Origin of the sequence: Bacillus sp. MM2020_4, from assembly GCF_011250555.1 — a bacterium.
Taxonomy (GTDB): domain Bacteria; phylum Bacillota; class Bacilli; order Bacillales; family Cytobacillaceae; genus Neobacillus.
This window is the reverse complement of record NZ_JAANMZ010000039.1, coordinates 18,800-30,302: the sequence shown is the minus strand read 5'-3', so window position 1 is coordinate 30,302 and position 11,503 is coordinate 18,800. Positions and strand designations below refer to the sequence as shown.

The following is an 11,503-nucleotide window of genomic DNA, read 5'->3' as shown; positions in this document are numbered from 1 at the left end:
CCTTTTACTCGTTAATTTTTTCATCAAGCAATCTTTGAAGTTCTTCTAATTCCTTTTCAGAAATCTTCTCATCCTTAATAAAATTGGCGAGCATAAGGTGGAGAGAACCATCGTATACCTTTTGGATAAACGACCTTGTTTCTTCCAGTATGCAGTCTCTTTTATCCACCAATGGATAAAACTCATACTGAGGCATCTCCTTATTCACACCTAATGCTCCTTTTTTTACCAGTCTGCTTATTAAGGAATGAATGGTTTTCGGGCTCCATGTCTTGATAGAACTAACTGCCTCTATAATCTTCGCAGATGTTAATGGAGCTTCCTCCCATAGAACCTTCATGACGATCCACTCTGCATCAGATATTTTGCAATCCGCTTTCTTCATCTTACTTCACCATCCTACAAGTGTAATCTGAACTTCAGACTACACTTGTAGGATGATGTTGTCAACATATATTTTTCCTAGAAAAAAAATGCACAAAAAGGCACTTTTCTTTAGACACCTTGGACGAAAAAGTTCACAAATAGTCCCTATGAAGGACAAATTTGCTTTCTATTATAAAAATATACTCAAGCAAGCTAAAAATGGACTTGGGTAATATTTTATGAGGAGGCAATATAGATGAAAAGGGTCAAAAGGTCAAAATTTATAGGGGCGCTGCTAATGGCTTTAGTTATTTTAGCCATCGTGCCGACAATGGCTAGTGCGCATTGCGATACGATGGATGGGCCTGTGGTGGGAGACGCACATAAAGCACTGGAATCGAATAATCCCAGCTATATTTTAAAGTGGGTCCAGCCAGAGGATGAAAAAGAAATGTCCCAGATCTTTGCGCTTACAATGAAAGTGAGAAATGCAAGCCCTGAAGCCCAAGAGGTCGCCGATCAGTACTTATTTGAGAATCTAATCAGAATTCATCGGGCGGGAGAGGGTGCGGCGTATACGGGTGTAAAACCCCATGGTACTCCGATTGATGAAAAGGTAGCCGCTGCGGACAAGAGTATTGAAGTCGGGAATTTATCGCCTTTAGAAAAACTTGTCCCTCAAGATCAGCTCCCTGAACTTCAAGAGCGCTTGGATAAAGTCCTTTCTTTAAAAGATTATGATGTTAATAATGTATCGGCCGGAAGAGAATATATTGAATCTTACGTGAGCTTCTTCCATTTTGCTGAAGGGGAAGAAGAGGGGCATGAAACCGGTCATACTGAACAGAGCAAAGAGGATGCACATGCAGGCGATCAACACGCTAGTGCAGATGTAAGTAAACAAATCCACGAGGAAGACAGCCAAAAGGGAGCTGGTACTTTACCGTTAATCCCATGGAGTGTCGCAGCCATCCTCTTTGTGACAACGCTAATCTTTGCTATTGCCTATCATCGGGAGCATTCAAAATAAGGAAATACCCCTAGTACTTGATACAAATCAAGTACTTTTTTTCTGAACAATGCTAAGTTACATCTAAAATGGAGGGAATTCCAATGGATAAAAAAAGGATTCTGGTGGTAGATGATGAGGAAAATGTATCCGATTTACTTGAATTGTACTTAAAGGCAGAAGATTTTGAAGTACAGACAGCAGCGGATGGTGTGAGCGCATTGACACTGGCCCATCATTTTAAGCCGGATTTAATCATCCTTGATATCATGCTTCCCTTTAAAGATGGCTGGCAAGTAGCAAAGGAACTAAGGCTGACGATGAATACACCGATTATGATGCTTTCTGCAAAGGGAGAAGAGTCCGATAAAATCCTTGGATTAACAATTGGAGGAGATGACTATGTCACGAAACCGTTCTCTCCGGGAGAAGTTGTCGCTAGAATTAAGGCCATTTTGCGAAGGTCGCAACCAGATGAACAGGCTAACAATCGACTGGAATTTCCCAACCTTGTGATTGATATGGAAAAGTATGAAATTGTCGTAGATGGAGCAAAAATCGTAAGCACGCCTAAAGAAGTAGAACTGTTATGGCTCCTTGCTAGCCATCCTGGCAAAGTATTTATTCGAGAACATTTGTTGGATAAAGTTTGGGGATATGCGTATCTTGGGGATTCTCGCACAGTTGATACCCATATGAAACGGCTGCGGCGAAAGATTGAGAGTGGACAGCCTTATACGTATCTGCAAACGGTATGGGGAGTGGGCTATAAATTTGAGGTGGTACGTAATGAAGAAAAGCCTCTTTAGTAAGCTTCTGAAAACCTATGTAATTGTGACTCTTCTTAGCATTGTCGTCGTTAGCTTTTTTTTCTACCTTTTTTTTAAAAGCTATTATTTTGGTGTAAAAGAACAGCAAATGATTGCCCAAGGTGAGAAAATGGCCGGTAGTATAAGTCCATATATCATGAATCAAGACTTTACACGAAGTAATGAAATTATCCATTATTATAATAAAATAAATAGCTCACAAATGTGGATCGTGAATAAGGACGGAAAACTGATTAACGGCTTGGAGGGACAGAAGAATTTCAATCATTTACACCCGAGAACGAATCAATTAGAGCGGGCACTTAAAGGGGAAGTTGTTGCGAATCAAGGGACGGTAAAATATGTTGAGGGTCCTGTCCTTACAGTCGCCGTACCGATCTATGCGGGGAGTCAAGTGGCGGGAGCTGTTTTTGTCTGTAATCCCCTTTCTGAGATTACAGATAGTATAATTCAGACATTGCAAATCGTGATGTTTGCCGGAATTATTTCGATTGTCATCGTAGCGGTTGTAAGTTTTTTTATCTCTCAGTCGATTACCAAACCTATAAAGGAAATAACGAAAAGCTCGTTGGAAATGATCAATGGGAATTTTACAAAACAAGCCAAAGTACATTCATCCGATGAAATAGGGATATTAGCTGGAACCTTCAATAAGATGATGAGGACGCTTGATACATCACTAAGGGATCTGGAACATGAGAAGAATAAAATGGCGGCAATGGAAAGAATGCAAAGAGAATTTGTCGCAAATGCCTCTCATGAACTTCGAACCCCTTTGACATCAGTCCGCGGATACCTTGAAGCCCTATTGGATGGTATGGTAACCAGCGAAGAACAAGAAAATCGATACCTTAGAATTACGCTAAAAGAGACCCTGAGACTGCAAAGATTGGTCAATGGTCTCCTAGATTTATCAAAAATGGAATCAGGGCAAATGAAGTTTCATAAAAAGGAATTACATCTTTCCGAAATGATCGACCGCATCGTCATCAATCTTGAATCGTTAGCCGAGGATCGTGCACTTTCTTTAAGGTCGGCTGTGCCGGAATATGTACCTGCCGTTTTGGGGGACGAGGACTTAATTGAACAAGTTCTGATTAACTACATCACGAACGCAATCCGTTTTACGCCTGAGGGTGGGGAAATTACCGTAAAGGTCGTAATCCACGAAGATGAAGTCCATGTGCATGTCATCGATACAGGGGTTGGGATTCCACCCGGTGAACTTCCACAGGTTTGGAAAAGATTTTATAAAATTAATTCCGTTAGTCCGTCTTCGAAAGAAGGGGCGGGTTTGGGGTTATCCTTAGTCAAAGAAATAATGGACCGTTTAGATGGAAAAGTTTGGGCGGAAAGTACGCCAAATCAAGGCTCTATCTTTAGTTTCAGTTTAAAAAGAATATCACTGCTGGAACTTTAATTACCATTGCAAGTGACCTTATTAAGATGGCGGTGGTTCCAGTGCTAGGCTAAGAACATAATAGGAAGCTTCTTCTTGAGGAAGAGGCTTTTTTATTATAATAAGATAAGTTTTCCTTACGGACGTAACAAGATTCTTTTCATAAAACCTTTAACTTAGTATTCATCATTTATTATAAAAATTTATATATCATTTTCCTTAGCAACATAGTAAAATGTTCACATCTATTTTAAAAAAAGATTCCCACTATAGAGAAATTTTAAAGAATTTTTAGCTAGATGGAGGAAAGTAAATGTTCCAGCAACATATAAAAATTAGCAAAAATCTTAAGTGGTTAGGTACCTCGTCAAAAAAGGGAATAATCAATGTGTCAGACCCCAAGATTAAAGAAAAACTCAACATGATTCAGCTAAACGAGGAACATCTTAGCCACGTTATATGTGTTCAACCTATTGTAGAATTACATATTGAAGAGTTAGTTGAAGAATTTTATAAGACTGTGCTGCAAGTTCAAGAACTAAGGGAAATCATTGAATCCCATAGTACCGTCAATCGATTGCGTCAAACACTACGTGTACATTTAATCGAGTTGTTTGAAGGAAGACTTAACCATGAATTTTTTGAAAAGCGAATAAGAGTGGCGAAAATCCATTATCATATTGGCCTAAAACCAGCCTGGTATATGGGGGCATTTCAGAATCTTCAATATGAGCTTTTTCAAGTTATGATAAATGAAGTGACAGATCGTGATGAGTTCCGTTTGATTTGGGCATCGATAATGAAATTACTTAGCCTTGAACAGCAATTAGTTTTAGAAGCTTATAACCAAGAGACAGAACAAAAGATTCAAGAAATATTTGCGGAAGGTCAAAAGGATTTACAGAATAAGATCTTGGAAGTTAGTGAAGGGTTGGTAGCTGTATCAGAACAAACCCATGCTTCAGTGGAAAATCTTATCTCAAACAGCAGAGATGTCAACTTTTTAGTCGAAGGAAGTTACGAACAAGCCAAAGAGATTCAATCTCAAGTTAGAGAAGGGGAGAATGTCGTTCACACACTCCTAGAACAAATGAATACAGTTGAGATGGACACGCAAATTATGAGGCACACGGTTAAGCTGTTAGAAAGTTCATCCCAAAAGATAACCGAAGTGGTTCAGATGGTTCATGCAATTGCCAATCAAACAAATCTCTTGGCCTTGAATTCGGCAATTGAAGCCGCAAGAGCTGGGGAGCATGGCAGAGGATTTTCAGTTATCGCTAAAGAGGTTAAGAAACTTGCAGAGAGAGCCAAAGATTCGATTGGAGTTATTCAGAAGCTTGTAGACTCATCGCAAACGTATACAGATGAGGTAACTACTGTACTAAAACGTGTAGAAGCTGCGGTTAAATCTGGTGCGGATGCATCGAATTCGACGAACACAACTTTCCAAGCGATACGAGCTTCCATCGAAACGAATGAATCAAATCTAAGTTCTATGAATCTACAAATAGAGGGACTGGTCAAGGTTATTGAGGGAATTGGGGATGCCACGACAAATGTAAAAAAATCGGCTGAAAAGTTAACTCAAGCAACTCAAATATTATAATTATTGCAGAGGTCGGTTGTCAGAAAGATGGGGAAGAAGAAAAAACCAACGACATTGGCAAATCGAGATACCAGAAACTAATCAATAGTAGGTATAATAAACGGCAGCCCATATTCACCGAATAAATCCCGTGTTTAACCATTACAATAGTGGATATCTTTGTACATGGGATCTACTTCGATGAATACGGAGATGAAGAGTCTAATAATGAAGGGATTGGCTCCTCTTCTGATAGGCTTTTGATGAAATGACTGCTAGTAAGAGCATGGCTATTAGAATATAGGCCCCACCGCCAATCATGCCCAAAGAGCGTGGGGCAAGATAGTTTAGAGCAATACCTGATAAAAACATAGATAGGCCTAAAATGGTGTTCCCGATGGTGGCTAACAGGCCAAACATCATTCCCCGGTGTTCCTCCGGAATCTCTTTCATTAAAATGGTATCAAAACAGGCATTTCCAATCCCGGACATAAATGCCACACTGCAAAATAGTAGAAAAGCCAGCCCGACGATATGGATTCTACTTAATAGTAACAGCGAAGCTCCCTCTATCATTAAGCAGACTAAACCCGTGACCAGGAAATTTTTCCTCAAGCGATTTGCAATGAAGTAGCTTAAGGTTAAACCAATCCCTAAGGCTCCATAAAATAGACCGACACCGATATCGCCCAGTTGAAACTCATTTACGGCATATACGCTAATGAGGACATTATCGATTCCGTTCATGGAGGCAATTAAGACTTCGCAAATCAGGAGGATGAGAACAGAAGCGGACATCAAAATGACTTTTTTGAATACAGTGAACGGGGCTTCCATTTTAGGCACAGCACCTTCCTGCGCTCGTTTGTGCTCGGGAAACCTTATTGTTGAGATAATAGCAGCTGCTCCTAGGAAAGAGGCGGCATTGAACCAAAAGGTTACATGGGCTCCAAAAATAAACGACACAATTCCTCCGGAAAAGGCCCCTCCGATTAAGACAATCCCGATTAAAACTTGTTCTAAACTATTTACTTTTATCAGCTTTTCCTTGTTTACAAGAAGAGGAATGGCAGACTTTCTCGCCGGGCTATAAATAGCTTCACCGGCTGCTAAAAAAAATGAACTGAGATACACGATCCACAGATCCTCTTCGCTATGAACCCATAAAAAGGATAGGGCAAATAGGATACGAAACAGATCGGTTGCCACTAATATCGACTTTTTAGGAACCCTGTCAGCCAGCCAGCCCCCTAATGGTCCGAAAAAGACAAATGGGATTAATCGAATAGCTAACGTCATGCCTACTGCCAAGCCTGATCCGGTTATCTGTAATAGCATCGCCAATATGGCAACGGAACTAAAACGATCGCCAATCCCATTCACAACCCCAGCCAAGAATAATTTCCGATATTCTTTTTCAACTTTGATCATGGAATTTTCCATCATTATTACCTTCTTTCATCATAGTCTAATTTTATATATATCTAATTGGATTGGTGTAAAAAAGAGGCGCCGGGTGACGCCCTTTAACTTAACCACCATAATTCAACAGGATTTAATTCATATAGATTATTTTCCCGGTACATATACTGACACATGATGAGTTCACGCCGTAATGTTGCATAATCTTCATGGAATTGCTTTAAATAGTCATTGATTTCTTTCTCTTGATATACTTTTCCAAATTCTAATCCCTTTGCCATTTGTTCCAGGACAACAAGCTTTTTCTTTCGTTGAGCAGGGTAATTTTTCAATTTCCCTTCTTTTGTGAAGAAGTTGTGGAGAATGACAGCTCGTTCCTCAGCAGTTACGGACATTTCCACGCGAGCTTCACCACCTGTTCCAACCGTGAGAATGGCTTTGGCATTACTTTCTAATGCCTTTAGGTTAAGTGAAAAATAGATGGTGTTTTTGTCACGTTGTTCCTTGATCAGGCCAACTTCTCGCAACTTTGCCATATGATGGGTAATCGTCGGCGGTTTGAGCCCGAGCTTTCCCGCAATTGCTTGCCCGTGTAAAGGGCCTTGTTGGAGGAGGCCAATAATCCGAACACGAGTAAGGTCCCCCAATGCTTTATGAAATTCAACAATTTTATTTAATTGCATAATCAACACACCTTATTCAATTAGTATCTAATTAGATACTAATGGAATTGGGGCGACTTTGCAATAGGTAAAATAGTTGGAATATTACTTGACTCCCTATTAAATAAGATGACTCGTCCTTAATCGAGTAACCAGCAAAAGAAAAATAAGCGGAGATTTTCCGGTAATATACAGAACGGGGCTCGTTTTTAGGAAAATATGGGGAGATTTTCCGCTTATGCAAAGAAAAACCTCCTATTTTTGAATTTTTCAAGTCAATAGGCGGAATCTCTCCGCCTAATTAGGTCTTTTTTAATAGTAATTACCAATTAAGCGGAATTTTTCCGTCTATTGATCAGCTCGGGTGCCTACCTGAACCCCCAACCGATAAGTGCGGATCCGCTATTTAATTGTACAATACTTATTATCCATCATAATTTCCTAGGTTACCTTTTTACTCATTCTCCATAATGGATATTTTTCATGTTCCTCTCTAACCTTGGTCATTCCGGCTTTTGTATACAAGCGAATTGCCGGCAGATTGGTTGGAGAGACACGTAAGTGATATTCAGAGACATTCGCTTGTTTGAAAAAATCCTCGGCATAGTGGATGAACTCCATTCCTAGCCCTTTATTGCGATATTCGGGGATTAAATAGTATAGATTTACATATCCAATCGAAGTTCCTTCAAATTCTTGAATATGCAGTTCCATTTGACCGATAGGTATGCCGTCTAATTCCACTATTACGTGTCCATCTGGGAATTTCACAACTTTTTCACTCATACGCTGAAGGTAATTGGTTTCATCTCCGAATCCATCTTCCGAACCGAAACTTACAGCAAAAGCATCCTTCCTATACTTGATCATTATCTCTTTGTCATCTTCAACATTCATCCTCCGAAAGTACAAATGAATCCACCTCTTTTCTTTTTGTTTTAAAGTGAAATATTAAGGATGTCCTTGTAAGATGAAAATAATTAAAGTATTATACCAATATATTCCTATTTTAAATAATATAAAATTTTGTGACTGACCCCCAATGCAAAATATAAAAAATGGACTTGGTATTGGAGTTTTATAACGATTTGGATAACGGATTACCTAACACAAGCTTTTCACAACTGTTTTTTTAAAACTAAATTTCTTGAATAAAAAGGGGCAGTTAGACTGCCCCTTCTTTGAATCCTTTAACGAGGAGCCATACCGCTAAAATCATTTCATTAGCTGCTACTGGGAGGGCCAATATCCCACCCCAAACAGAAACCTGCTGAATAACACCAAACATGACTAACAAGGCACAAATAAAAACGAGAGCTGCCCCTGTCAAACCCAATATGGATATAAACCTCGGTACGAGCTTGGTTTTATAAAAGATAAAACTGTACATCATCGTATTGATCCCAAGCATGAAAAGGGGGCCAAGCATAAATGTCCAGTCATGGATTGCTTTTAATACTGTACCGGAAGTTTGAAACGAGACGGAATCCGGAGCTCCTGCGGCTACAAATTCCCGGCTTAAGGTTAATAGTGATAATATGCTGATTACACCAACTGTTATGATAATGGCTTCAAGGAACCGGAAACAAACATGCCAGAGCGCAATCGTTTCATTATACTTTCTTAATATGGGAAACATGGTCGCTGCCGTTCCTATTGCTGATGCGACAAGAATTAACTCCATTAGCGCTCCTACTATCACCTGATTGGAGTTTTCAGCACCTTCCATCAGGTAGTTGGGGCCTTTTAGTATGGGATTATATAATTTAAGACCTATTACTGCTGTTACGGCAGCAAGTATAAACAGCACACCCACAATTTTTGCCGCTCTGTTTGAATTCATTATTTATCTCCCCTTCATTTAATAAATTCATTACCGTAAAAAAAACGATTATAAGCTCTTACCGCTTGTGTGATCCCCGTAAAAAAATACTTCTTCCAACGGTAAGTTAAAGGCAATGGCAATGCGAAAAGCGAGTTCTAGAGAAGGGGAGTAATTTCCCTTTTCGAGTGCCACGATGGTTTGTCTTGTTACGCCTACCTTGTCAGCTAATTGCTGCTGGGTCATTTCATTTTGGTTGAATCGTAATTTACGGATATGATTGCCGACAAGCTTTTTTCCCATATTAGACTCCTTTCCGATAGTGATAGAGTTTGGTAATGGAGCCGGTTACATCGGAAAGGAATCCTGAAATGACTAGGATAATGAACATTATCTGTGACGGCTGATAGATAATCAGCGATGCCATGGCAATAAGAAAGCCGAAGATGAACACAAAAAAGGAAATTCGGTTCGCTTTCAAGTCTATTAACCTATCCAATTCATCTGCAAATGCTGGTTCTCTTTCTTTAGTCGTCATTCTAAATACGATGTTAAAAATAATGCTGATTATGATATGCGCAACAATTGAAACCAAAGTCAGATAGAGAACGAAGGATCCCCAATAGCGGAAGGTTTCTGCTGACTCCAGGCCCCCTTCTGGGTAGCGCGGGTACATGTACAAGCAATAGAAGCCGAAAATGAGTATTGCACTAATTAACGTGACGATGCTCTTCTTTTCTTGGTAGGTCATGGTTTCCACCTCCTGTAAGGTCACATTTACATCAAGTAAGGTATTCTATGCATGATGTAAAGGAAAGTATACATCATGTTATGCACAGCTTACATTGAATATGACGGACACAAAAAAGAACCTGTTCCCCCGATGCGTTAAAGATTTAATACGCTGGGGGGACAGGCACTTTTTTTTCGGATCTGTTCAACAAAGGAGGTTAGTCTGCCTCTTTTTATTTTTGTGAGCATACTGTTAGAATAATTTTCTCAAAATAATATAATGAGAGCTAGAAGGAGTTGTTGATGATGACACAATCATTAAAAGGAAAAGTAGCGTTTGTAACAGGAGCAGGAAGAGGTATTGGAAGGGCAGTTGCAATCGCTTTAGCAAATGAAGGTGTAAACATTGGTTTACTCGCTAGAACAGAAGCTGACTTAAAGAAAGTCGGAAACGAAGTGGAAGGATTAGGAGTTAAAGCAGCTTATGCGGCTGTTGATATTTCATCACAGGAAGAAGTAGAACAAGCGATTAAAAAAATAACAGGCGAGTTGGGCACCGCTGATATTCTGATAAATAATGCAGGAATTGGAAAGTTTGAATCACTTTTAGAGATGGATCCACAAGAATGGAAGAGAATCATTGATGTGAACTTAATGGGCCCCTATTATGTAACAAAAGCGGTTCTTCCTCAACTTATTGAAAAAAATGGAGGTGATATCATCAACATTTCATCTACGAATGGGTTAAGCGGGGCTGCCACATCCAGTGCCTATAGTGCCTCCAAATTTGGTGTCATCGGCTTATCTGAATCATTAGCACAAGAAGTGCGAAGAAATAATATCCGCGTTACCGCATTAACGCCGAGTACCGTAGCTACTGAACTTGCGGTTAAAACGAACTTAATCGCTGAAAACAATGATGAGAAATATATGCAGCCGGAAGACATTGCTGAATTTATCGTTGCTCAATTAAAATTGCATCCACGTATTTATGTGAAAACAGCAAGCATGCTGGCGACGAACCCATTCTAATTGAAGCGTGTAGAACAATAGGTTACTCGTAAAGGCCCAGCTACGAAGTTGGGCCTTTTGTGCTGCCTTTATATTAAAAAGTGTTAGAGGTAATTTTAACTGCTCATGTTATAATAGGTAACTTAGGATAATTACTTCTTATACGTATAAATGAACGGAAGCCAAGAAAAGCCTCCGTATAGCGATAAAATATGGAGGTGTCAAAGAATGAATAAAAAATGGACGATTGGTAAAATACAAGAATTTGTTGAGAAAAATTCGGAAAGTAAATTGCTATCGACGGAATATCACGGTTTTTCTCAAAAGTTACGATTTCAATGTGCATGTGGTAGCAACTTTGAAAAAACATTTACTAAATTTAAAAATAATAACCAACGTAAATGTGACGCGTGTCAACCGCCAAAAGCGGCACGATAGCATATAGTGAATTAATGAAGTGGTGCCAATTTCTTTAGAAGTTGGCACTATTTTATTTTAAAACTAAACAACGAGGATTTCACTAATGGGATCATTCTATTAAAAAGTGTGGGGATAAGATATATATGGTAAATCTAATAAGCCTAGTTAAGTAGACCATTTAGGAGTGGTAGTAATTATCCATAATTTTCGACGTGACTTTGGATAAAATGAAGTGAAATAAT

The 11,503-nt window shown here is 39.3% G+C and carries 13 protein-coding genes; 6 read left to right on the top strand and 7 right to left on the bottom strand.

Going from position 1 to position 11,503, the window contains the following annotated elements; translation table 11 throughout:
- Positions 1–4: 4 nt before the first annotated feature.
- Positions 5–385: a BlaI/MecI/CopY family transcriptional regulator gene (locus tag G6554_RS19595; RefSeq protein WP_166244923.1), complete on the bottom strand. Its 381-nt coding sequence runs from the start codon at positions 383–385 to the stop codon at positions 5–7.
- A 237-nt stretch (positions 386–622) separates the two neighbouring features.
- On the opposite strand from G6554_RS19595, the gene G6554_RS19590 reads away from it, so the two are divergent.
- From G6554_RS19590 to G6554_RS19575, 4 genes are all read left to right on the top strand, one after another.
- Positions 623–1,396 (top strand): DUF6448 family protein, encoded by a 774-nt coding sequence (locus tag G6554_RS19590; protein ID WP_166244921.1) that lies wholly within the window; start codon positions 623–625, stop codon positions 1,394–1,396.
- 83 nt (positions 1,397–1,479) lie between these two features.
- Positions 1,480–2,184: a response regulator transcription factor gene (locus G6554_RS19585; RefSeq protein WP_166244919.1), complete on the top strand. Its 705-nt coding sequence runs from the start codon at positions 1,480–1,482 to the stop codon at positions 2,182–2,184.
- Entirely contained in the window at positions 2,165–3,625 is a 1,461-nt protein-coding gene (locus tag G6554_RS19580) for a HAMP domain-containing sensor histidine kinase (protein WP_166244917.1), read from the top strand. The genes G6554_RS19585 and G6554_RS19580 overlap by 20 nt, the downstream gene beginning before the upstream one ends.
- 292 nt (positions 3,626–3,917) lie before the next feature.
- Positions 3,918–5,213 (top strand): globin-coupled sensor protein, encoded by a 1,296-nt coding sequence (locus G6554_RS19575; protein ID WP_166244915.1) that lies wholly within the window; start codon positions 3,918–3,920, stop codon positions 5,211–5,213.
- 201 nt (positions 5,214–5,414) lie between these two features.
- Here the strand turns inward: G6554_RS19575 and G6554_RS19570 are convergent, their stop codons facing one another.
- The 6 genes from G6554_RS19570 to G6554_RS19545 all read right to left on the bottom strand — a co-directional run bounded on the left by G6554_RS19570 (position 5,415) and on the right by G6554_RS19545 (position 9,849).
- Positions 5,415–6,638, bottom strand: a complete 1,224-nt coding sequence (locus tag G6554_RS19570) for an MFS transporter (RefSeq protein WP_242637857.1) — start codon at positions 6,636–6,638, stop codon at positions 5,415–5,417.
- A gap of 80 nt (positions 6,639–6,718) precedes the next feature.
- Positions 6,719–7,297 (bottom strand): DUF2087 domain-containing protein, encoded by a 579-nt coding sequence (locus tag G6554_RS19565; protein WP_166244912.1) that lies wholly within the window; start codon positions 7,295–7,297, stop codon positions 6,719–6,721.
- A 420-nt stretch (positions 7,298–7,717) separates the two neighbouring features.
- Positions 7,718–8,188, bottom strand: a complete 471-nt coding sequence (locus G6554_RS19560) for a GNAT family N-acetyltransferase (protein ID WP_242637856.1) — start codon at positions 8,186–8,188, stop codon at positions 7,718–7,720.
- A gap of 253 nt (positions 8,189–8,441) precedes the next feature.
- Positions 8,442–9,119, bottom strand: a complete 678-nt coding sequence (locus G6554_RS19555; protein WP_166244910.1) for a DUF4386 domain-containing protein — start codon at positions 9,117–9,119, stop codon at positions 8,442–8,444.
- A 48-nt stretch (positions 9,120–9,167) separates the two neighbouring features.
- A complete protein-coding gene (locus G6554_RS19550; protein WP_166244908.1) occupies positions 9,168–9,401 on the bottom strand; it encodes a helix-turn-helix transcriptional regulator in 234 nt (77 codons plus the stop codon).
- 1 nt (position 9,402) lies between these two features.
- Positions 9,403–9,849 (bottom strand): hypothetical protein, encoded by a 447-nt coding sequence (locus G6554_RS19545; RefSeq protein ID WP_166244907.1) that lies wholly within the window; start codon positions 9,847–9,849, stop codon positions 9,403–9,405.
- 287 nt (positions 9,850–10,136) lie between these two features.
- On the opposite strand from G6554_RS19545, the gene G6554_RS19540 reads away from it, so the two are divergent.
- Together G6554_RS19540 and G6554_RS19535 are read left to right on the top strand one after the other, a co-directional pair.
- Positions 10,137–10,862, top strand: coding sequence for a 3-ketoacyl-ACP reductase (locus G6554_RS19540; protein ID WP_166244952.1), 726 nt, complete (start codon positions 10,137–10,139; stop codon positions 10,860–10,862).
- A 207-nt stretch (positions 10,863–11,069) separates the two neighbouring features.
- On the top strand, positions 11,070–11,279 hold the full coding sequence (locus tag G6554_RS19535) for a hypothetical protein (RefSeq protein ID WP_166244905.1): 210 nt from the start codon (positions 11,070–11,072) through the stop codon (positions 11,277–11,279).
- Positions 11,280–11,503 lie beyond the last annotated feature (224 nt).

Bases quoted from the DNA above. Each gene is read 5' to 3' on its own strand.
- G6554_RS19595 (WP_166244923.1), bottom strand. From the start codon at position 385: ATGAAGAAAGCGGATTGCAAAATATCTGATGCAGAGTGGATCGTCATG.
- G6554_RS19590 (WP_166244921.1), top strand. From the start codon at position 623: ATGAAAAGGGTCAAAAGGTCAAAATTTATAGGGGCGCTGCTAATGGCT.
- G6554_RS19585 (WP_166244919.1), top strand. From the start codon at position 1,480: ATGGATAAAAAAAGGATTCTGGTGGTAGATGATGAGGAAAATGTATCC.
- G6554_RS19580 (WP_166244917.1), top strand. From the start codon at position 2,165: ATGAAGAAAAGCCTCTTTAGTAAGCTTCTGAAAACCTATGTAATTGTG.
- G6554_RS19575 (WP_166244915.1), top strand. From the start codon at position 3,918: ATGTTCCAGCAACATATAAAAATTAGCAAAAATCTTAAGTGGTTAGGT.
- G6554_RS19570 (WP_242637857.1), bottom strand. From the start codon at position 6,638: ATGATGGAAAATTCCATGATCAAAGTTGAAAAAGAATATCGGAAATTA.
- G6554_RS19565 (WP_166244912.1), bottom strand. From the start codon at position 7,297: ATGCAATTAAATAAAATTGTTGAATTTCATAAAGCATTGGGGGACCTT.
- G6554_RS19555 (WP_166244910.1), bottom strand. From the start codon at position 9,119: ATGAATTCAAACAGAGCGGCAAAAATTGTGGGTGTGCTGTTTATACTT.
- G6554_RS19550 (WP_166244908.1), bottom strand. From the start codon at position 9,401: ATGGGAAAAAAGCTTGTCGGCAATCATATCCGTAAATTACGATTCAAC.
- G6554_RS19545 (WP_166244907.1), bottom strand. From the start codon at position 9,849: ATGACCTACCAAGAAAAGAAGAGCATCGTCACGTTAATTAGTGCAATA.
- G6554_RS19540 (WP_166244952.1), top strand. From the start codon at position 10,137: ATGACACAATCATTAAAAGGAAAAGTAGCGTTTGTAACAGGAGCAGGA.
- G6554_RS19535 (WP_166244905.1), top strand. From the start codon at position 11,070: ATGAATAAAAAATGGACGATTGGTAAAATACAAGAATTTGTTGAGAAA.